We start from the raw sequence: 21779 nt of genomic DNA on the forward strand, positions 1-21779 counted from the left end.
ACATCCTTATAAGCATTTTAAAAGGCATGAGTCATGTACTATACCGCACTCATGCCTTTTAAACAAATTATTTTTAGCTTACATTTCCCTTTATGGGCATAGTGTTCGTGCAATATTTTCAAAGTAACGAACACCATACATAAGAGCTTCTTCATCAATTTTAAAACGAGGATGGTGTAATGGGTACGCATCTCCAAACTCTACGTTATGTACCCCTATAAATTGCATCGATGAAGGAACAACTTCTGAAAAATCGGCGAAATCCTCTGTTCCAAACATTGGTCCAGGTAATTCCTTCACACCTGTATCTCCAACTATTTCTCCAGCTATACGGCGGGATAATGCTGTTAATTCTTTATCATTTGTTACAGAGGGACACCCTAGCTCCCATGTAATTTCAACCTTTGCACCATGCATAGAAGCGATACTTGTAGCGATCTTTTCTAAATGTTTTCGCGCATCTACACGAATCGTAGGATCTAGTGAACGAATCGTTCCACCTAGCTCTGCTGTGTCTGCAATAATATTTAATGCCGTTCCACAATGAAATTTTGCCACCGTTAAAACAGGCGCATGTGTACTCGGTACTTTACGTGACACAATGGTTTGCAGAGCTACAACTATTTCAGAACCAATAAGTAAAGGATCTATAGCGACCTCAGGTGTAGAAGCATGGCCACCCCTACCGTAGATTTTAATTTCAAAATCATCTGCTGCTGCAGTAAATTTACCGTCTTTCATAGCAAATTGTCCTACCTCATAATCAGGGCTCACATGTAGTGCAAAGGCATAATCGACATGTTCTACAATTCCTAGGGCTACTAGTTGAGCAGCTCCTCCAGGCGTCACCTCTTCAGCATGCTGAAAAACAAAACGAATTTCTCCACAAAAATCAGTCCCACGCTCAGCCAATGCTTTTGCTGCACCAAGGAGCATCGCTGGATGGGCATCATGGCCACACGCATGCATGACTCCCGGATTGGTTGATTTAAAAAATAAATCCGTTTCTTCTTCAATCGGCAATGCATCAATATCAGCTCGTAGTAAAATGGTATGCCCCTTATTATCCTTTTTCGTACCCTTTAAAAATGCACAGACACTCGTCTCTGTTAAACGCTTCACCTCTAAATGTGGAAACGTTACTAGTTGATTATAAATATATTGGGCTGTCCCATGCTCCTGATGTGATAATTCTGGATACATATGCAAATGACGACGCCATTTAATTACTTGTTGTTTTAAATCCACTGCTTCTATCAATCTAATCACTCCTACTATATAATTTATATGATTAAAATGGTCCATAGTTTATGAGATGTGCAATAACTAATAAGATAATTGCTAAGCTTGTCTGTATAAGGAAATAAGGAAATACCCATCTGACCCATTTTGAAAATGGGATACCCGCTATTGCTAATCCTGCTAATAAAACCCCACTCGTTGGAATAACCATATTGGAAATACCATCACCAAATTGGAAAGCCAGTACAGCTGTCTGCCTAGTTACACCAATTAAGTCTGCTAAAGGTGTCATGATTGGCATTGTTAACGCCGCTTGTCCACTTCCAGAAGGCACTAAGAAATTCAAGCAGAGCTGAAGTAAAAACATCCCTACTGCATTTATAGAAGCTGGTAGAACACTTACTGCATTAGAAACAAAATGCAGAATAGTATCAATTAACCCTCCATTCGTCGTAATCACTAAAATGGTTTGGGCAAATCCGATGATTAAAGCCCCTTCTACCATATCTCGGGCGCCAGTAATAAATCCTTCAGCCATTTTATTCGGTCCAATCTTACATATAATAGACATAATAATACTGCTTAGTAGAAAAATTCCGCCAATTTCACTTATATACCATTGGAATTTTATTACCCCTACAATTAGTGCAACAAAATTACCTAGTAGTACGAATAATGCTAGTAAATGTCGTGTACTTATCTTAAAGTCCAAATCTATTTTTATACTTTCCTCCGGATTAAACTTGCCATAAATCCCTTGGGATGGATCAACTTTTACTTTTTTTGCATGTTTATATATAAAAAGGACTGTCAACATATAAAATACAACAAACACGACTATTCGATAGGACATCCCTGAATACATCGGAAGCTCGGCAATCGTTTGAGCAACACCAATGTTAAAAGGGTTTGTAATGCCCGATGTAAAGCCTGTTGCTAGTGTACCGAGCATGACAATCGCAAAACCTGTCATCGCATCCATCCCTAGCGCCATCGTTAAAGGGATAATAATGGCTATATATACAAGCGTATCCTCCGCAGAGCCAATTAATGTTCCTAAACTTGCAAATATTAATACGAGAATAGGGATTAATACGTACTCTTTCTTCCCAAACTTAGAAGCCATTACTTTAATAAACGAATCAATAGCACCAGTTTTTTGCATGATCCCTAAAGCTCCACCAAATAAAAAGACGAACAAAATAATAGGAGCCCCTTCAAGCATCCCCAAATGCACACTATTAAATATTTCTAGAAAACCAACGGGATTTGAGCTTATATATTGAAAGGACTCAGGATCAACAACCATTCTCCCATTACTCTCAACTCTTTCATACTGTCCTGCCGGTAAAATATAGGTCAATAACGACATAACCAAAATAATAATAAACATTAATACAAATGCATTAATTCCCTTTATACGTGGTTCATCTTCTTTTTTTTCTTGATGCAGGTTTACCATAACTGTCTCCCCCTACTATTTATTATTCTTTGAACCGAGACATAGACAACGTAGCAATTAAGCAAGGGTTTATACACCCATCATTTTCCGTTTAACGGAAACACGTTCCGAATAACGGAAACTTTATACACAAGAATAAAAAATAGAATACAAAATGTCAATATATTTTGATAATTCAAATAAATATATTTTGATGAATAGGAAACATAATTAATAATCATTTCTTTAAAAGGAGGAATAATTGGGGACTTTTCTACATATAAAAAAGACTGCTCCACCTTTTCGTAGAGCAGTCTATGCATATCAATATTTTATCAACTTATACCATTATTGTATCACAAATTTACAAAAATTACTAGACTATACTTCTTACTGAAGTAGATGTATGATAAATTTCCTGATTCAATCACCATACCAAATCTCCTTGAGATAATTACATTGGAAGAATTTTCTATTTATTCAAAGAATCAGTGTTCAACCATTGAAAAGGAATCACAATTACCTACATCCCACCATCTATATAGGTAAGGGTTCATGCCGAACGAAAATAAAAACTATGGAAAGGAATGTGAGTAAACGTTGGAAAATCAAAATGAATGGATTGAAGAAAAGCAGCACCTTGAGCATTGTTTAACTATCATTGATGACAAAATGAAGGAATTACTGCTTAAAGAAAAAGGGTTTAAAGAAAATGCTGTCTCCATCAAAAAAACTTTCTGGAACGATGTCAGAGTCAATTTAGATACTGCTGAGGATGTTGATGAAACCTTTTTTGCCATTAAGCAACAAGTAGAGCTTCTTTCAGATTCAGAACTTGCACAGCAAAGGGCGATTCGATATGCGAAGGTTTATGAACGTTTACAGCAGTCACCCTATTTTGCACGAATTGATTTTTTACAAAGCGAGCATTCTGAACCTCTAAAAATTTATATAGGTGTTGCCACACTTTTGGATGAGCTAGATGAAAACATCATCATTTATGACTGGCGTGCACCCATTTCTAGTATGTATTATGATTGCACACCTGGTGAGGCTTCCTACGAAACTACGACGGAAAACATTCACGGAGAGATGCTACTTAAACGGCAATTTATTATTAAAAACGGACAGCTACAATCGATGTTTAATACAGGTCTTACCATTGGTGATGACTTATTGCTTGATATCCTTGCACAAAATGCAAACGAGCATATTCGCAGTATCGTTGCAACTATTCAAGCCGAACAAAATAAAATTATTCGCCATATCCACTCACGTTACCTCATAGTAGAGGGTGTTGCAGGAAGTGGTAAAACGGCCGTTGCTCTCCAACGGGTTGCTTATTTATTATACCGATATCGTAATGAAATGACGGCAGATCAAATTCTACTGATTACACCTAATCAGCTTTTTAATCAATATGTTCACACTGTGTTACCTGATTTAGGTGAAGATAATATGCAACAACTAACATTTATTGAGTATGCTGAAAAGCGTTTAGGTCGTCAATTCCAATTAGAATATCCTTATGAGCAACTGGAAGATCTTTTAACAGAAAAAGATGAGGCACAATATTTAACAAAATTAAATAGTATATCTTTTAAAGCCAGCCTGACTTACAAACAATTGATCGACCAATATGTAAGCTATTTGTCAAACAAAGGCTTATTATTTAAAAATATTGTTTTTCGTGGGGAACGAATTATTACTGCACAGGAAATTACGGAATACTTTTATTCTTTCCCATCCTCCATGTCGATACCAAATCGCCTACAATTAGTGAAGGAATGGTTATTACAGCAATTAACCAAAATTGAAAGAACTGAACGTATGAAGGATTGGGTAGAAGAAGCTACTGAGCTATTAGAAAAGGAAGACTACTCCAAGTCTTACAGTGAGCTCTTATATGAGGGACGCTATACAGAAAACTCATTTGATGATTTTGATCATGAACGCAAAAAATTAGCGAGACAAATTGTAAAAAAGCATTTTAAACCATTACGAAACTCTGTCAATCAATTAAGATTCGTCCATATATTAGGTACCTATCGTCAACTCTTTGATATGTCTAATACTCTCTATCAAGAATTTCAGCGGCTTGTGCCAGACAATTGGGAGGACATCTGCCAAAACACTCTTCCTAATTTAGCAAAACGATGGATTTCTTATGAAGATGCAGCTCCATTTTTATATTTACAGGATAAAATTGAAGGACAGCAGACAAATACGACCATTCGCCATGTATTAATTGATGAAGCCCAAGATTATTCACCATTCCAACTAACTGTCTTACAGCAGTTATTCCCTAAAGCTCGTATGACCATTTTAGGCGATGGACATCAAACCATTCATCCGCATACCTTTGATAATCCTTCTCTGCTCGACCCTCAATTATATGGTGAGCATGCAGAAAAGATGATTTTAACAAAAAGCTATCGTTCGACAAAGCAAATCATTCGGCTCACGGCTAAAATTTTAAATGATGGTAGTGAAGTAGAGGCCTTTAACCGAAATGGGCTAGAACCTACGATTACAATTTTGCCAAATGAATTGGAGTTAAACCAACAGATTATCCAGAGCATTAACACGCTAGCTCATAAATTTGAAACAATTGCTGTTATTTGTAAAACCGCAGCGGAATGTTCTGCGGTTTTTGAACAATTAAGCAATCACGTTGATATTCAACTCATTACTCACAATACTAAGCAATTTAAAAAAGGGATATTATTACTCCCTGCCTATATGGCAAAGGGGATTGAATTTGATGCAGTTCTTATCTATAATGCATCCGCCGCCAACTATTCACGTGAAACAGAGCGTAATTATTTCTATACAGCCTGCACAAGAGCTATGCATGAGCTGCACATTTATTCTATTAACAAATTAACGTACTTCCTTCAATCATAGAAAGGTGTTTCATTATTGCTGAATAAACGAAGGGATTTCCATTCAGGTCTATATCTCCCGCTCTCAACCATCTCTTTGAGCATACATTGGAGCTGAGTCTGAATGGAAATTATCCTCGTTATATATAGAACGTATAGTCTTCTGGAATGACACGTTTTAAAAATCTCTTCGTCCGTTCCTCTTTCGGGCTAACAAAAATATCATGAGGGCTACCTTCCTCTACGACAACGCCTCCGTCCATGAAAATCACACGATTTGCTACATCTTTTGCAAAACCCATTTCATGTGTCACCACAAGCATTGTTGTCCCCTCAGCTGCAATATTTTTCATGACCTGTAGGACCTCACCGACTAATTCAGGGTCAAGTGCAGACGTTGGTTCATCGAATAAAATAATATCCGGATTCAACGCTACCGCCCGCGCAATCCCTACCCGTTGTTGCTGACCTCCGGATAACTGACTTGGATATGCGTCATATTTTTCAGATAAGCCTACTTTATCAAGAGCCTTTTTGCCAATTTCTACTGCCTCTGCCTTAGGAACTTTCCGTCCAATAATTAGTCCCTCTGTGACATTTTCTAATGCTGTTTTATTCGTGAAAAGATTATAATTTTGGAAAACAAATGCTACACGCTGGCGAATTGCATGTACGTCTTTTTTCTTTACATGTTGAAAATCCACTTCAATGTCTCCAAATGTCGCATGTCCTTGATCTGCTTTCTCTAAAAAATTGATACAACGTAATAATGTTGTTTTTCCTGAGCCACTAGGACCTAGAATAACGACTACATCACCTTGATCAATAGCTAAATCTACACCCTTTAGAATTTCATTTTCACCAAATGATTTATGAATATTTTTAATTTCTAACATCCTCATTCACCCCTTAGGCATTTGCCGCTTTATATTTGCTTAAATATTTTTCATATCGCTTGAACAAGTATTCGACGGTGCTACATAAAATTAAATACACAATAAAGATATCAAGATAGGCTTCCACGTAATTGTAGCCGACATTTGCAGCAACCTTTGCCTTCAGTGTGATTTCAGGTAAAGACATTGCGTACCCTAAGGAAGTTGCTTTAATCAAATTGACTGTCGCTGTACATATATTCGGTAGCGCAACAACTAATGCTTGAGGAATAATGATTCGGGTATACGCTTGGAATGTTGTCAAACCTATTGAATATGCTGCCTCCAGTTGTCCCTTTTCAATGGTACTTAACGCAGAACGAAATACTTCTATTAATATGGCTGTTGAACTAAATGCGAACACGATAAATGCATACCAGATTGGATTGATTTTATATATATCATACGTAATATGATATTTTTCAAAAATAACTTTTAGCATAAGCGGAATACTACTATAAATAATAAAAATTTGTATAATAATAGGTGTTCCTCTCACAAAAGATACATAAATTTTTGCTATATGATGTATAACTGGAATTTTATTTATCCTTGTTAACGCCAGCAAAAATCCTAGTGGCAGAGCAATGAGCAAAGCTACAACTGTGACAAGGAGTGCGATGGGAACACCTGATAATGCAACAAAAAATGTTTCAAATAAAAATTGATAATTCATGGTTACGCCTCCTTACGTTGTTTCTAAGGTCTTTTTACCCCTACCAAATACCTTTTCTAATATAGAAAATATTTTTTCAATAATAATAGATAGTACCCAATAAATAATAGCCAAGGCAATATAAATCTCTAAGGCATGAGCATTAATATTACTAGCTATAATTAAATTGGCCTTCCCCACAATATCAATTAATCCGATTGTATAGGCCAAGGCACCTTCCTGTAATAAAGCAATCATGCCATTTCCAAAGTTCGGTAATGCAACGACAAGCGCCTGTGGGAAAATGATTCTTCGGTAAGCTTGTATAGGTGTTAACCCTACACTAACAGCTGCTTCAAACTGCCCTTTTGGAATGGCTAAATAAGCCGATCGCATCACCTCTGACATAATTGCTGCAAATTGTAATGTGAATGTTACTACCACGAAAATAGCCGTTTCAATGGAATGGAGATTGAGACCAAAGTTTTCAGCTAATGCTGGTACACCATAATAAACAAGGAATAATAAAACAATGGATGGTGTACATCGCATAATTGTTGTATACAGGTTCGCTAATTTTCGTAATAGCTTAACAGAAGAGAGCTTAGCGGCTGCTAGTAATAAGCCAAATATTGTGCCTAAGACAATAGAGGACCCTGCAACTAAAAACGTGATTTTTAAAAACGGTAATAAGACGGGGATCGCGCTCCAAATATAGGTCGCGTCAAAGTATTTATCCATTTCCTCACCAACTTTTGTTTTATGAATAAAGACTGCTGAGCGTGCCAGCCTCAACAGCCTTAATAATGGTCAATATGCATTAAATTAACGATTAACAGATTCCAACACTTCAAATAAATCACGGCCATAGAATTTCGTGCTCAATTCGTTTGTTTTCTTCTGTTCTTTAATTTGAGCGATGGCTTTATCGTAGGCATCAGCAAATTCTTGTTCTTTTTTATTGAAAAGAGGCCACGTTTTAATAACAGAAAACTCATTATAGACTACTTCATCTTTCAAGTTATTATATGGTCCATCTTCTGCAAGTACTTGCTGTTTAAAAGGCCCCTCAATCATCACGCCACCATCGACGCGCCCTTCATTTACCCACTGCACAACGTCAACCGTAAATGCGTCACCAGCTTGAAGTTTTACTTTATTGTCAGGGTAGGCAGTATTATACTCATCAATAATTGTGTATTGCGCGTTATTAGCTGCAATAGGTGCCAACGAATAGCCCTTTTTCGCAAAATCAGCTAACGTCTTTATCCCTTCATCTTCTTTACGTAATACTAGTCCTGCACTACTTAATCCCAAAAATTCCTTTGGGAAAATAAATTTCTCTGTGCGTTCCTGTGTAAAGAATGCGTTTTTCACCCCAACTTGATATTTTCCTTGCTCTACACCAATTAATAAATCATCACTTGTCGTTCCTACATATTCAAATTTATAGTCAGGTAATAATTCATCTACTAATTTCATTACCTCTACGTCATAACCTGTTGGATTTCCATTATCATCTATATAACTAATAGGCTTTGAGGCCTGATCGTAGGCAACTTTGACTGTACGAACTTTGCCACCATCATCTGCATTCTTATCAGCTGATTCTCCAGAATTACAGCCCGCTAAAAGTGCGATAGAAGCTAATCCAATCATGGCAAATTGTAATATCTTATTCTTCTTCATATAACATTTCTCCTTATTATCCACATTATTATTAATGGTCATTTAATTTCTGCTGTTCAATAGCAGCCGTTGCTAATTTAATTATGGTCATATCATCCATTGGCGGATTATGAAGCCCTGCACGTACATTTCGATAATAGCGCTGTAGCGGGTTTGACAATTGTAAGCTTTTCGCCCCGACTACACGCATCGCCTTATCAACAATGTCAATTGCGATATTCGTTACGGTATGTTTAGCAACAGCCATTTCATTTGTTAAAATGACGCGTCTTGCTGGATCATCGTATGCCTCAGCTACCCCATATAAAACAAAGCGTGCTTGATGAAGCTTCAACTCTATGTCCCCTAAAAGCTGTTGTACATTCGGTAATGTACTAATTGGAGCATTCAAGCTATTAGGTTGATGATGATTGGCAAAATGTACAGCATAGTCACGGGCAGCTTGTGCAATGCCTAGGTATGTGGCTGGTATATGTAATATCCAGCCATTTATCTTACCGCCACTAGGATGACTTGGTAATTCGACTAAATGCTCTTTAGCCACAACGACATCTTTTAATACAAGATCATGGCTGCTAGTGCCTCGCATTGCAGACATTTCCCAATTCTCTTCAATCGTTAATCCTATTGAATCTTTATGGATGAGGAAGAAACCAATTTGTTGCTTTTCTTCAATCCAAGCAGAAGTGAGGAAATAATCTAACACTGGAGAAGCTGTTGTAAAAATTTTGCGTCCATTTATGCGCCATCCGTCTTTTATAGAAACAGCATTTGTTCCTGGTTTTCCCCCACGTGTTGGGCTCCCAGTTGCTGCTTCACTTACAGCCCTATTAATCATGGCGCCTTTCTTTATTTCCTCCGCGAATGCCGTTAATGCATCCTTTTTCCATAATTTAGTATCATATATCTCGCCAACAACACCTAATGTCCATCCGAGGGAGAGCGAGGCATTCTCGTCATAGCTTGCTAATGTTTCTTGTACAAGTACCATGTCATAGACTGATAGGCCCTCTCCTCCATATTGTTTCGGTAAAGTAAGCTGCGGATAACCAATTTCCTTGAGTAGTCGATGCGCTTCGAACGGGAAACGAGATTGTTCATCTACCTCAGCTGCCTCAGCCTTAATAGGATTTGAGATGGCTTCTAACTTATCTAACCAAAATCGTTGTTGCTCCGTTTTAACAAATAAATTCTTCAAAAAATCTCCTTCTTCCCAATATATATAAATCTTATATATTTACTAAGAATTAATAATAAAAAAAATCCCGCGCTACAAATTTGTAGTGAGATAGCATCTGGTACTGAATTTTCTGATACGTTGACATTTATATTACTTTTCACCTTTAAAAATGTCAATGGGTTAAATTTAAGTTTTTTTGTCTGTTTAATATGATTTAGACCTCTTCGAATTTTTATGCACCAAGCTTTTTTTACAACATATGCTAAGACTATGAAAGAGGTGTATATATGACTAATAACATAAATTCTGCGCAAGGGGCAGGCTACGCATCCCATTTAGCACCACAGGTTATTCAAACTAAATTTGGAGATATTAATGGGGATGGCTTCTTTGAAACGATTTTTTTAATGGGGACTCAAAAGACTGGTAGCCCTTTATGGGAAAACCTAACCTTAACCATTTTTTATGGGCAAACAGGGCGAATTGAACAAATCCCGCTAAAAGAAAATGTGGGTTATAACCCAACCATTTTTCTAGGAGATTTTACTGGTAATCATATAGAAGATATTTTGGTTATTTCTGATACAGGAGGTAGCGGAGGAATTATTAACGGGGAAATATTCTCCTCTACCAATAATCAAGTACACTCCATTTTTGACACAGAATCATTTAATAATAAGCTCCACTATACTGTCAATTATGCCAACAACTATAAGGCAATTGTTCAAAGTAAGACACCTGCAAAAAAATATATAATTGATCTACACTATAAAGGGCCTGAATATTTAGCAGAAATCTATCATCCGGATGGAACATTAAAGCAACCGATTGAGGGTTGGGTTGACCCCATTAGCGGATTATATCCTGTTGATTATGATCGGGATGGGACATATGAAATTTTAGCTTATCAAGAGATTGCAGGTAGGTACCATGCAGATGGCTTAGGGTATGTGGAAAATATTTTAAAATGGGATGGCCATGAATTTGTAGTAGATCGACAAACAGTTAGTATTTTCGGAGAAGATTTAGCATAGAGGACTAACTAACATTTATATAAGAAGAAACCAAACAAGAATCTGCTTATTTTTAATTAATTCACAACAAAAATAAGCAGATTTCCTCATTTATTATTATTTTTCAACTAATGCAAAGTAATTGTTTTCTGGATCCGCAAAATTAAAGACTCTACCCACCGGCATCATGACTAAATCGCCCACCTTAATGCCCTTTGCCTGAAAATCCTGGTACATCTCTTCAATTTGGTCAGCGTAAAACATAATAGAGGGTGTTCCCAAATTTAATTCTGGCTGCATTTTAGCAATAATTTCTTTATTGTGTAGCACAAAGGATGTTTGAGCTTCCCTCGCTGGTGCAATTTCAATCCAACGCATTCCAGCCTCCTCCTGCTCATTTATAATAATAAATCCTACTTTTTCTGTCCAAAATTTAACTGCAGCATCTTGGTCGTTAACATATAACATGACTTGTCCAATTTGATGAATCATGACTTTACTCCCTCCTCATTTATGCATTAGTATACAACAAAACAAGGCATTATATAGCTTCTAACGAATTGTTTAGCGAAATTTCTAAAAATTGATAATAATATCTATTAGGGCTTACCTTTTACTTTATTTCTGTTAGAATGAGAATTATTTACCTTATAGGGAAAAGTATAGAATAAAAAATATTATGTGAGGATAATACAAGTGAAACAACTAAGTGTAAGAAAAAAGCTTATATTTTCGTTTTTAGCAATGCTTCTCATTCCAACACTCTTAATTGGAATAGTGTCGTACCAAAGCGCTGAAAAGCAAATTTCTGAAGAACAGCAGGCTAGTGCAACTGAAAGCGTACGCATACTTAATACTAATATTACGAACACGATTGAACCAAAATTAAAAGATGTACAATATTTCTCAAAAAAGTTCAATGAATCTTATTTGCAGGAAAATAAAATTCCTGAGCTTAAATCACTGCTACAGGAATACGTTAATATGCATCCTGAAGTAGAGCTTATTTATTTGGGAACTGCAGATGGCAGACTACTGGATGAGCCTGCTCAAGTGTATGCTGAAGACTTTGACCCTCGTACAAGACCCTGGTATAAGCAGGCTTTAGAAAATAATGGCCAAGTCTCAATAACGGCACCTTATGTTACAAAATCTACAGATGACATTGTCATTACCATCACTCAAGCTTTACCGGATGGTTCAGGGGTAATAGGAATAGATTTAAATATTTCTACAATAAGTGACATTACCAATGAAATACGCATCGGCGAAACGGGTTACGCCTCTCTTTTAGATAACAATAAAATCTATATTGCTCAGCCTGAGAAGGAAAGTGGGACTGAGGCAACAGAAAACTATATCGCAAAAGTTTATGAACAACCAAGCGGGACGATTATTGAAAGAGATCGTCATTTACAGTTTGTCACTAATGAACTTACAGGTTGGAAGGTTATTGGTACAATGTTTACCGCAGAAGCCGCAAAGGCGGCTGCCTCCACATTAAATATCAACCTAATGATCATTGTTGTCTCCATTTTAGTTGGTGTAATCTTCATGCTCTTGATGATTAAATCTGTTGTCAATCCAATAAATAAGCTGAAACATAGCGCGTTAAAAATTAGCGAAGGTGATTTAACTGAGTTTATAGACATTCATTCCAAGGATGAAATTGGACAACTTGGAGAAGCCTTTATCTCTATGAAGGTGAGCTTAAAAAAACTGATTCGCAACGTTGACCAAAGCTCGCAGCATGTCCAAACATCAGCTCAAGATTTATCTGCTAATGCTGAGCAAAATATTGCTGCCTCTGAGCAGGTTGCTGACGCTGTACAGCAGATGGCTATCAGTACAGAGAAGCAGACTACTGCTATTGACCAAAATGCTATGTCAGTGGAGGAAATTGCTAAAGGAGTTGTGGAAGTTGCAGATAGCTCTATGCAGGTATCTGATCTTTCTAGCCACGCTATCCAATTGGCAGAGGAAGGCGGTCAGGCGGTAGAACAAACTGTTAAGCAGATGAACTCGATTCATGAGTCTGTTACACAATCCGATACAATGATTAAAACTCTTTATGATCGCACAAAAGAAATTGGCTCCATTTTGGAAATGATTAGTGTGATTTCAGACCAAACAAATTTACTTGCCCTGAACGCCGCTATAGAGGCAGCAAGAGCAGGAGAACATGGAAAAGGTTTTGCCGTAGTGGCTGATGAAGTTCGAAAATTAGCAGAGCAATCACATCACTCAGCAGAACAAATTTCTGCACTCATTACAACTATTCAGCAAGATACAGCTAAATCTGTACAAACAATGGTAAAAGCTTCTGCAGATGTCCAAGATGGCTTACAACTAACGGAGGAAACGAATAAAAAGTTTGCGAGTATTATTGCAAGTCTTCGAAACATTGCACCCAAGATGGAGGATATCTCAGCCTCCTCTCAAGAAATGTCAGCAGTCGTGGAAGAAGTTTCTGCAACAGCCATTGAACTATCAGACCATGCTAAATTAAATGCAGCTTCTACAGAGGAAGTTGCGGCTTCAACTGAACAAACCCTATCCTCCATGCAGGACATAGCTTCCGCTGCTAAAACGTTACTTGATATGGCGGATGAACTACAGGGTCATGTAAATCGTTTTCACTATTAAGGTGCTTCATTTTAAAATCTGAGTTCAGAACTTCATGGAACTCAGATTTTTCTTTTGTAAAGAACTACAAAATAGGACATTTTTCTTTAAATATCACCAAAACATAACTTTATTTTCCAGATTTTTCAGAAAATTATGTTGATTATTCTCCCTTTTCCTCTTAGAATCATATTACAACAGGAAAGACTAATTAATGATTATTAGACTTCGTCCATTATCTACAAACTTATCATGATATTTAAGGGGGAATAACCTATGAAACAACTTAGTTTAAGAAAGAAACTCATCTTTGCCTTTTTAGTCATCCTTCTCATTCCTGCACTTTTAATCGGCTATACCTCCTTTAAAAGTACTAAAAGTCAAATTTTAAAGGAGCAAGAAGCAAGTGCTACGGAAAGTGTCAGAATGCTTAATACCAATATTACAAATTTGATTGCACCTAAAATACACGATATTGAATATTTTGCAAAAAAGTTAAATCTATCTTATTTACAGCCAGAGAATCGTGATGAATTGAATAATCTTTTTCAAGAATACATCCATACACATCCAGAGGTAGAATTGCTTTATATAGGTACTGCAGATGGAAGTATGTTTGATGCACCTGTCCATGAGTATGCTAGTGATTATGATCCGCGTGTTCGACCTTGGTATACGAAGGCTATGGAAAACAAGGGACATGCATCGATCACTTCTCCTTATCTATCAAAATCTACAAATAACATTGTAGTGACGGTTATGCAAGCTCTTCCCGATGATTCAGGTGTCATTGCCTTAGATTTAAATATCTCTGTTTTAAGTGCACTAACAGATGAAACACGTATTGGGGAAACTGGCTTTGCGGCCATACTGGATAGTAGTCAACTATATGTAGCACAAAGGGATAAGGAAAGCGGAACCGAAGCTACAGAAAAATATATATCAAAGGTTTATGAACAACAGGAAGGAATCATTATTGAAAAAAACCGTCATTTACGCTTTGAGACAAATGAACTGACAGGATGGAAGGTTATCGGAACAATGTTTACCGTAGAGGCTACAGATGCTGCCTCTGCAACATTTACTATCACCTTACTAATCATTGCAGCTTCCATTATTGTTGGCATTATCTTTATGCTTGCTATGATTAAATCCATTGTTAACCCTATTAAACGATTACAGCAGAGCGCATTAAAAATTAGTGAGGGAGATTTGACGGAATATATTGATATTCATACGAAAGATGAAATTGGACAGCTTGGTGAGGCATTTGTCTCCATGAAAGTAAACTTAAAAAAGCTAATTCGCAATGTTGATCAAAGCTCTCAGCATGTTCAAACTGCTGCACAAGGTCTTTCAGCAAATGCTGAGCAGAATATCGCTACCTCTGAACAAGTGACAGAGGCTATGCAGCAAGTAGCTATGAGTACGGAAAAACAAACAACGGGCATCGATCAAAATGCAATCTCCATTGAGGAAATTGCGAAAGGGGTTGTAGAGGTAGCAGATAGTGCACTACAAGTATCTGATTTATCCAGCCAGGCTATCCATTTAGCAGTGGAGGGTGGGCAATCTGTCGAGCAAGCGGTGAATCAAATGGTATCCATCCATGAATCTGTAGCACAGTCTGATAGCACGATTAAATCACTATTCGATCGTACAAAAGAAATAGGCTCCATCATCGAAATTATTAGTAACATTTCAGATCAGACAAATCTTCTTGCTTTGAATGCAGCTATTGAAGCAGCACGAGCTGGCGAAAATGGCAAAGGCTTTGCAGTTGTGGCAGATGAAGTACGTAAATTGGCAGAACAATCTCATCAATCAGCGGAGCAAATTGCCTCACTAATTACAGGCATTCAACAAGATACAGCTAAATCTGTTCAAACAATGATGCAGGCTTCTGCAGATGTCCAACAAGGCTTGCAGCTGTCTGAGGACACAAAAAAGAAGTTTATAAGTATTATTGAGAGTTTACGTAACATCGCTCCTAAAATGGAGGATATATCGGCTTCTGCTCAGGAAATGTCTGCTGTCGTAGAAGAAGTTTCGGCAACAGCCATTGAACTGTCAGATCATGCTAAACTCAATGCAGCAGCATCTGAAGAAGTAGCTGCTTCAACCGAACAAACATTATCATCCATGCAGGAAATCGCATCATCATCAAAAGCATTACTCGATATGGCGGATGAATTACAGGGCTATGTCAATCGTTTCCATTACTAAATATAAAGCACGGTGATCTATCACCGTGCTTTTAATTGTATTAATTATTCAATTACCTCATGGCTAAACTGCCACTCTACACCAAATTTATCTGTAAGGGAGCCGTAACATTTACTCCAAAAAGTTTCTTGAAGCTCCATAACAACTTTCCCACCATCTTTAAGCTTATCAAATGCTTTTCGCATCTGCTCTTCATCATCAGAAACAACAGCTAATGTAACATTGTTTCCAACCGTAAATGGTGAGCCTGGAAATGTATCTGAGAACATAATTCTACTACCGAATACGGAAAGTCGTGTATGCATAACAAGATCTTTTGCTTCCTCTGGTAATGGATAATCAGGGTTCTGTGGTGAATCCCCAAATGTCATAATTTCAGCCTTGTCCGTACTAAAAGCATCTTCGTAAAACGCTACTGCTTCTCGACAATTTCCGTTAAAAATTAAATATACCTCTACCGCCATTTCCAACACTCCCTTAACATTTTTTGAAACAATTATATTGTACATGGATTATAAATCATAACACAAACTAAATGATAAAGATTTCATCTATCACATAAGAATTGTAGCCTTGTTTTCCATTTTTTTATTTATTTTAGCAAAAGCTTTGACTTTTTCTTAAAAATCATGTAAATTACCAAATGGCGAACAATTTAAAATAAATCTTTAAAAATATTCGTATTTTAGGAGTGTATATAATGGATAACGTATTTGACTATGAAGATATTCAACTAATTCCCGCAAAATGTATCGTAGAAAGCCGTTCAGAATGTGATACTTCCGTTACTTTAGGAGGGCATACTTTTAAACTTCCTGTAGTACCTGCTAATATGCAAACAATTATTGATGAAACTCTTGCTAAGAAACTTGCTGAAAACGGTTACTTTTATATCATGCACCGCTTCCAACCAGAAGCACGCGTAAATTTCATCCAAGATATGCATGGCAGTGGTTTAATTGCTTCAATTAGCGTTGGTGTAAAAGAAGAAGAATACGCGTTTATTGAAGAATTAGCAGCGACAAATTTAGTACCTGAATTCATTACAATTGATATTGCACATGGCCATTCTAATGCTGTTATTCGTATGATTCAGCATATTAAAAAACACTTACCAAATAGCTTTGTTATTGCTGGTAATGTAGGAACACCAGAGGCTGTTCGTGAGCTTGAAAACGCTGGGGCTGATGCGACAAAGGTTGGAATTGGTCCAGGTAAAGTATGTATTACTAAAATTAAAACAGGATTTGGTACAGGTGGCTGGCAGTTAGCTGCACTTCGCTGGTGTGCAAAAGCTGCTACAAAGCCAATCATTGCTGATGGTGGTATTCGTACACACGGCGATATCGCTAAGTCTGTACGTTTTGGCGCTTCAATGGTGATGATCGGTTCTTTATTCGCGGGTCATGAAGAGTCACCTGGTCAAACAATCGAAGTCGAGGGTAAAAAGGTAAAAGAATACTTCGGCTCTGCTTCAGAATTCCAAAAAGGCGAACGTAAAAACGTCGAAGGAAAGAAAATGTTTGTTGAGCATAAAGGAAGTATAAAAGATACATTAATTGAAATGCAACAAGACTTACAATCATCTATTTCTTATGCTGGTGGCACAAAGCTGGATGCTATTCGAAATGTTGATTATGTTATCGTGAAAAACTCTATCTTCAATGGAGATAAAGTGTACTAATAAGTTACAACTCCCACTTCTGAACATTCTGGAGTGGGAGTTTTCTATTTTTCCATCACCCAATTCCTCTACAGACACCCAGCCTGCAATATAAAATACCTCCCTTATTATCAGAATTTTCTATTTTATTAGAAAATTTTGTATTATACTATCATTATACTGCATTACTTTGAGGGAACGGAGGTCTTTTCTATGATTAAATCAGTACGTAATAAGTTAGTCGCTCTAGCCATTATTGTTATTCTCATATCTACAGCACTCGTTGGAACAGTTAATTATTTTGTAGCAAAAAGCGAGATGGATCAGGTAGGTAGACAAAGTCTTAAGAATGGTACACTTGGCATACTTGAATTAATTGCACAATTGGATGAACAAGTTCGAAATGGGAAATTAACGATAGAAGAAGCACAAGAAAGTGCTAGAACACAGATTGTTGGTAATAAAATTGAAGATCATAAGCGATCTATCGATAACCCTGTAAAATACGGTGATAATTTTTATTTCTATGCCTTTAAGGACAATGGGTTGGTTGAAACTCATCCCTCTCTCGAAGGTCAAGATATCTCCGACTTACAAACAAGTGATGGTCGTTATTTTGTGAGGGAAATGATTGAAACTGCACAAGCAGGTGGCGGATATGTGCGGTATGACTGGGCACTACCCTCCAATCCTGATATAGTTGCTCCTAAAATTACTTATGTGGAAATGGACAAGCATTGGGGGTGGATTATCGCGGCTGGTACATATGAAATGGATTTTAATGCTGGTACTAAAAATGTTTTATATTACACACTTGGTACAACCATCCTAGCTACTATCATCGGTGTCATGCTTTTTTGGTTCTTCACTGGACAGATGACTGCCTACATACGAAAAATTATGGTGATTACATCAGATATTGCTAAAGGTAAGCTAACAGGGGAGGACATCCCCGTTACGACAAAGGATGAGCTTGGCACACTAGCGAATAATGTCAATAATATGAAAAGAAGCTTACATGAGATGGTCAACAATACAAAGAATAGTGCATCCCAAATGAGAGTTTCTTCAGAAATGCTAAGTGCGATTACGGAGGAAACTACCGCCTCTGCTGATGAAATCCACCAAACTATCAATGACATTTCTAAAGGAGCTGTTGTGCAGGCAGAGGAGGCTGAATTGTCCATTAGTAAAGTGGAAACATTATCAACACTGATTTCTAATGCTACAAGTCAATACAGTGAAATTACCGAAAATATGAATACTATTAATCAATCACAAGAAAATGGTAGACAAAAAGTTGAATTATTACTGCAAAATTCTCATGAATTCACGCAAGTAATCGAAGAGTTAAGAACTAATTTTTCAAGTTTAACAAGCCAGATGAAAGAAATTCATCAAGTAGTACAAACGATTACTTCCATTTCAGAGCAAACTAATTTATTAGCGCTAAATGCAAGTATTGAAGCAGCTCGTGCAGGTGATCAAGGTAAAGGGTTTGCTGTAGTTGCCGAAGAAGTACGAAATTTATCAGAGGATACAAATGAAGCGACTAATCGTGTCAGAAATCTATTACAGCGCATCGAGATCGATACGGTCAATTCAGATACAAAAATGATAAACACCCTTCAGCTTTCACAAAGTCAGGCACAGTCGATTACAGAAGTAAAAGGAGCTTTTACTTTCCTAGCCGACTCCATTCAGGACATAACAGAGCACCTTGTTTCTCTTAATGAGGGTATGAACGAAATGGCACAAAACCGGGTAGTCGTTATTCATGCTATCAACGAAATAGCAAGCGTAGCCACAGAATCTGCTGCAGCAACCGAACAAATTAATGCATCCATTGATGAGCAAAAGTCAGCCGTTACGTCTATCATGCACTCCTCACAGGAGCTCCATACAGAGGCAGAGCGCATGTATGAATTAGTAGAACGCTTTACGTGACATGTAACAGCCTATAAAAAAGAATGCTACGAATAGGTCATAGCATTCTTCTTTTCCTTATAGTTTGTTAATAACTGCGTGGATTGTTTCCTTTAGTTCTGCATCATAGCTAGAAAGATCAACAAGGTTTCCTACACGCTCACGTAATACTGGGCGCTCAATTACTAGCTTCTCATCAAGAACTTGTACAAGTAGTTCGATAATAAGACGATCACGAACAACTAACGCTTCTTCTAAACGCTCTGGTGTAATTTTAGCATCCGTTTTTGCAGATTTTGCCATCTTTAAAACCCCTTTTTAATTTTATATTCATGCACATCTATTTTAGCATACCACTAAATTATTTTGAAAACTTTCTTTCGCAAAAATATACCAAAACTTTACAAATACTAAAAGAAAGATTTACGACATATTGTTATATTCATATCATAATACTTTCGTATTTTCCATATGATAAATGTGTTTATGCTTACCATTCAAAACTGATTGGAGGAGTTATATGAATCAAAAAAATTCACCCTACATACAGCTCATTAAAGCTGTACCTAAGTCATTGCAACTCTTTTTAAATGTTTGCCTTGTACTATTAGCACTCATTCTAGCGTTTTTACTCTTTAAGGAGCTAATAGAATTTCTTAAAATATTACTCTTCACTAAGGAAGGTGGCGATTATAAGCTATTCCTTGCTAACATCCTTATATTCTTTCTGTACTTTGAGTTCATCACGATGATTATTAAATATTTTAAAGAAGATTATCATTTTCCGCTACGATACTTTATATATATAGGTATCACAGCAATGATTCGATTAATTATCGTTGAACACGATCATCCACTGAATACATTAATTTATTCAGTCATTATTCTCATACTCATCATTAGTTACTTTATTATTAATATCACACCGCTTGAAAGACCGACACGATCATCTCTTTTTATGAATAAAGAGCATTAACCTAGCACCAACATTCTAAAATGCCGTCATACATTTTGGTTTTTCAAACACAAAGAAAAATTTCTGTAATGCCTGTAAATATTGCTCATGACTGATCTTTATTCGTTGAAGCATATACAGTTCTTGGACCGTTATGACTCCCATTACCAGTGAGGAAAGCTCAGCCACATCTACAATTATTTCTACATCATAGGGACCACTTTCATTCATGTTAATTGTACCTTCAACAGCCTGGATAATGAGTTGCTGATTATTTTCAGCAAGTAATGAGTCCGTAACTGTTAATTTAAATGTCAGTGTTACACCATTAAAATGGTGTGTCGTTAATTCTTCAAAAAAACCTTTCACATTAATAATGCGGTACATCAGTCCAACTCCTGACACAGCATTTTCATGGTAAACACTTGGAATTAAATGATTTGAACCATTTCTGACATCACCTAAAAAGAAATGTACATTGTCTTCTTGTGTATTCCACTCAATGCGGTTTACTTGATCTGCCTGACTGTTTAAAAACGTACTAAGCTCTAACAAAGCCTGTGGTGTCTCATATACCCATTCCTTAATAACTAAATTATTCAACATAAAATTACTCTCACTTTGCTTTTTAAATGAAAAAACGATATAGCCTTGCACGCTATCGTCCTTTTCCATCGCAATCACATAGTTTTCGTCGTTTTTAAAAATAGAAGAAAGCTCTGACTTTGTTTTGAGAAGCATCCCATGCTGTTGAGACGCTACCCTGTTATAACAATCTGTTAGCTGTTGCTGATTTTCCACTGACAAATATTTAAGGTGCTCCTTCGTTTGACCTTTAGGAAAGCTTAAGGGCTCTACTAAATATTGGTACATTTTCGGTCCATAGCCAAACCCCATTTTCTTATAAAAATCTGGCCTAAACGGATATAAAGCGACAAAGTGAATACCCTTTGCTAAAAAAAAGTTAAAGAATTGATGGATTAGCTCCTTCGCAACCTTTTCCTTTTTATGTAACAAGTCAACTGCCACAAGCCCTACTCCACCAATTGGTATCATTTTAGAGAAAAGGTTCATTTGAAAATCATGCAATCGCATGCCGCCAATTAGGTTGCCTTCTTCCCAAAGCCCAAAATAATTTAGGGATTCATCATGATTCTGATTTTCCATAAAAAGATTTTTCAACTGCTCTTTTGTTGTCTGAGCTCCGTTCACTATTCCAGGGTAGGCTCCTACAACGATACTCGCAAAAGTTAAAAAGTCTTGCTCTTTTACTAACCTCTCTACCACTCTCATTAATTCCCCTCCATTTTCAAAGTATGACATGTCGTTCATATTCATTTTCCA

General features: G+C 36.9%; 18 protein-coding genes. 7 read left to right on the forward strand and 11 right to left on the reverse strand.

Annotation, left to right across the window (positions count from 1 at the left end):
- Window positions 1-90 precede the first annotated feature (90 nt).
- Window positions 91-1260, reverse strand: coding sequence for a M20 metallopeptidase family protein (locus ACOZBY_RS16580; RefSeq protein WP_236249583.1), 1170 nt, complete (start codon window positions 1258-1260; stop codon window positions 91-93).
- A gap of 31 nt (window positions 1261-1291) precedes the next feature.
- A complete protein-coding gene (locus ACOZBY_RS16585) occupies window positions 1292-2704 on the reverse strand; it encodes a YfcC family protein (protein ID WP_012296126.1) in 1413 nt (470 codons plus the stop codon).
- 579 nt (window positions 2705-3283) lie between these two features.
- Here ACOZBY_RS16585 and helD point away from each other — a divergent pair.
- A complete protein-coding gene (gene helD / locus ACOZBY_RS16590; protein WP_422762551.1) occupies window positions 3284-5590 on the forward strand; it encodes an RNA polymerase recycling motor HelD in 2307 nt (768 codons plus the stop codon).
- Between the two features lie 118 nt (window positions 5591-5708).
- Here the strand turns inward: helD and ACOZBY_RS16595 are convergent, their stop codons facing one another.
- The 5 genes from ACOZBY_RS16595 to ACOZBY_RS16615 all read right to left on the reverse strand — a co-directional run bounded on the left by ACOZBY_RS16595 (window position 5709) and on the right by ACOZBY_RS16615 (window position 10045).
- A complete protein-coding gene (locus tag ACOZBY_RS16595; RefSeq protein WP_012296129.1) occupies window positions 5709-6464 on the reverse strand; it encodes an amino acid ABC transporter ATP-binding protein in 756 nt (251 codons plus the stop codon).
- Between the two features lie 13 nt (window positions 6465-6477).
- Window positions 6478-7179: an amino acid ABC transporter permease gene (locus ACOZBY_RS16600; RefSeq protein ID WP_012296130.1), complete on the reverse strand. Its 702-nt coding sequence runs from the start codon at window positions 7177-7179 to the stop codon at window positions 6478-6480.
- 12 nt (window positions 7180-7191) lie between these two features.
- Window positions 7192-7899, reverse strand: a complete 708-nt coding sequence (locus tag ACOZBY_RS16605; RefSeq protein WP_031416758.1) for an amino acid ABC transporter permease — start codon at window positions 7897-7899, stop codon at window positions 7192-7194.
- Window positions 7900-7983: 84 nt separating this feature from the next.
- Entirely contained in the window at window positions 7984-8847 is an 864-nt protein-coding gene (locus ACOZBY_RS16610; RefSeq protein ID WP_416277897.1) for a transporter substrate-binding domain-containing protein, read from the reverse strand.
- A gap of 31 nt (window positions 8848-8878) precedes the next feature.
- Window positions 8879-10045 (reverse strand): acyl-CoA dehydrogenase family protein, encoded by a 1167-nt coding sequence (locus tag ACOZBY_RS16615; protein WP_197223665.1) that lies wholly within the window; start codon window positions 10043-10045, stop codon window positions 8879-8881.
- A 269-nt stretch (window positions 10046-10314) separates the two neighbouring features.
- Here ACOZBY_RS16615 and ACOZBY_RS16620 point away from each other — a divergent pair, with 269 nt between their 5' ends.
- A complete protein-coding gene (locus ACOZBY_RS16620) occupies window positions 10315-11061 on the forward strand; it encodes a hypothetical protein (RefSeq protein ID WP_099805444.1) in 747 nt (248 codons plus the stop codon).
- 96 nt (window positions 11062-11157) lie between these two features.
- Here the strand turns inward: ACOZBY_RS16620 and ACOZBY_RS16625 are convergent, their stop codons facing one another.
- Window positions 11158-11532 carry a VOC family protein gene (locus ACOZBY_RS16625; RefSeq protein WP_422762552.1) on the reverse strand — a complete coding sequence of 125 codons (375 nt, stop codon included), beginning with the start codon at window positions 11530-11532 and terminating at the stop codon, window positions 11158-11160.
- A 204-nt stretch (window positions 11533-11736) separates the two neighbouring features.
- On the opposite strand from ACOZBY_RS16625, the gene ACOZBY_RS16630 reads away from it, so the two are divergent.
- Both ACOZBY_RS16630 and ACOZBY_RS16635 read left to right on the forward strand, forming a co-directional pair.
- Window positions 11737-13686, forward strand: coding sequence for a methyl-accepting chemotaxis protein (locus ACOZBY_RS16630; protein WP_422762553.1), 1950 nt, complete (start codon window positions 11737-11739; stop codon window positions 13684-13686).
- Between the two features lie 255 nt (window positions 13687-13941).
- Window positions 13942-15891, forward strand: coding sequence for a methyl-accepting chemotaxis protein (locus tag ACOZBY_RS16635; protein ID WP_012296137.1), 1950 nt, complete (start codon window positions 13942-13944; stop codon window positions 15889-15891).
- 44 nt (window positions 15892-15935) lie between these two features.
- Here ACOZBY_RS16635 and ACOZBY_RS16640 read toward each other — a convergent pair whose 3' ends face one another.
- Window positions 15936-16355: a VOC family protein gene (locus ACOZBY_RS16640; RefSeq protein ID WP_031416763.1), complete on the reverse strand. Its 420-nt coding sequence runs from the start codon at window positions 16353-16355 to the stop codon at window positions 15936-15938.
- A gap of 236 nt (window positions 16356-16591) precedes the next feature.
- On the opposite strand from ACOZBY_RS16640, the gene guaC reads away from it, so the two are divergent.
- Both guaC and ACOZBY_RS16650 read left to right on the forward strand, forming a co-directional pair.
- Window positions 16592-17575, forward strand: coding sequence for a GMP reductase (gene guaC / locus ACOZBY_RS16645; protein WP_012296139.1), 984 nt, complete (start codon window positions 16592-16594; stop codon window positions 17573-17575).
- A 192-nt stretch (window positions 17576-17767) separates the two neighbouring features.
- Entirely contained in the window at window positions 17768-19501 is a 1734-nt protein-coding gene (locus tag ACOZBY_RS16650) for a cache domain-containing protein (protein ID WP_422762554.1), read from the forward strand.
- Between the two features lie 57 nt (window positions 19502-19558).
- Here ACOZBY_RS16650 and ACOZBY_RS16655 read toward each other — a convergent pair whose 3' ends face one another.
- Window positions 19559-19783 carry a hypothetical protein gene (locus tag ACOZBY_RS16655; RefSeq protein WP_008177853.1) on the reverse strand — a complete coding sequence of 75 codons (225 nt, stop codon included), beginning with the start codon at window positions 19781-19783 and terminating at the stop codon, window positions 19559-19561.
- 217 nt (window positions 19784-20000) lie between these two features.
- On the opposite strand from ACOZBY_RS16655, the gene psiE reads away from it, so the two are divergent.
- Window positions 20001-20456 (forward strand): phosphate-starvation-inducible protein PsiE, encoded by a 456-nt coding sequence (gene psiE / locus ACOZBY_RS16660; RefSeq protein WP_036162460.1) that lies wholly within the window; start codon window positions 20001-20003, stop codon window positions 20454-20456.
- Window positions 20457-20471: 15 nt separating this feature from the next.
- On the opposite strand, the gene ACOZBY_RS16665 is transcribed toward psiE, so the two are convergent.
- Complete coding sequence (locus ACOZBY_RS16665; RefSeq protein WP_227256947.1) at window positions 20472-21767, reverse strand: GNAT family N-acetyltransferase; 1296 nt, start codon at window positions 21765-21767, stop codon at window positions 20472-20474.
- Between the last annotated feature and the right edge of the window lie 12 nt (window positions 21768-21779).

Source organism: Lysinibacillus sp. NPDC056220, assembly GCF_049315265.1.
Lineage (GTDB): Bacteria > Bacillota > Bacilli > Bacillales_A > Planococcaceae > Lysinibacillus > Lysinibacillus pinottii.

Coding starts and splice junctions, on each gene's coding strand:
- guaC (WP_012296139.1), top strand. CDS start 16,592: ATGGATAACGTATTTGACTATGAAGATATTCAACTAATTCCCGCAAAA.
- psiE (WP_036162460.1), top strand. CDS start 20,001: ATGAATCAAAAAAATTCACCCTACATACAGCTCATTAAAGCTGTACCT.
- ACOZBY_RS16605 (WP_031416758.1), bottom strand. CDS start 7,899: ATGGATAAATACTTTGACGCGACCTATATTTGGAGCGCGATCCCCGTC.
- ACOZBY_RS16620 (WP_099805444.1), top strand. CDS start 10,315: ATGACTAATAACATAAATTCTGCGCAAGGGGCAGGCTACGCATCCCAT.
- ACOZBY_RS16595 (WP_012296129.1), bottom strand. CDS start 6,464: ATGTTAGAAATTAAAAATATTCATAAATCATTTGGTGAAAATGAAATT.
- ACOZBY_RS16635 (WP_012296137.1), top strand. CDS start 13,942: ATGAAACAACTTAGTTTAAGAAAGAAACTCATCTTTGCCTTTTTAGTC.
- ACOZBY_RS16650 (WP_422762554.1), top strand. CDS start 17,768: ATGATTAAATCAGTACGTAATAAGTTAGTCGCTCTAGCCATTATTGTT.
- ACOZBY_RS16600 (WP_012296130.1), bottom strand. CDS start 7,179: ATGAATTATCAATTTTTATTTGAAACATTTTTTGTTGCATTATCAGGT.
- ACOZBY_RS16640 (WP_031416763.1), bottom strand. CDS start 16,355: ATGGCGGTAGAGGTATATTTAATTTTTAACGGAAATTGTCGAGAAGCA.
- ACOZBY_RS16665 (WP_227256947.1), bottom strand. CDS start 21,767: ATGAACGACATGTCATACTTTGAAAATGGAGGGGAATTAATGAGAGTG.
- ACOZBY_RS16610 (WP_416277897.1), bottom strand. CDS start 8,847: ATGAAGAAGAATAAGATATTACAATTTGCCATGATTGGATTAGCTTCT.
- ACOZBY_RS16625 (WP_422762552.1), bottom strand. CDS start 11,532: ATGATTCATCAAATTGGACAAGTCATGTTATATGTTAACGACCAAGAT.
- ACOZBY_RS16655 (WP_008177853.1), bottom strand. CDS start 19,783: ATGGCAAAATCTGCAAAAACGGATGCTAAAATTACACCAGAGCGTTTA.
- ACOZBY_RS16585 (WP_012296126.1), bottom strand. CDS start 2,704: ATGGTAAACCTGCATCAAGAAAAAAAAGAAGATGAACCACGTATAAAG.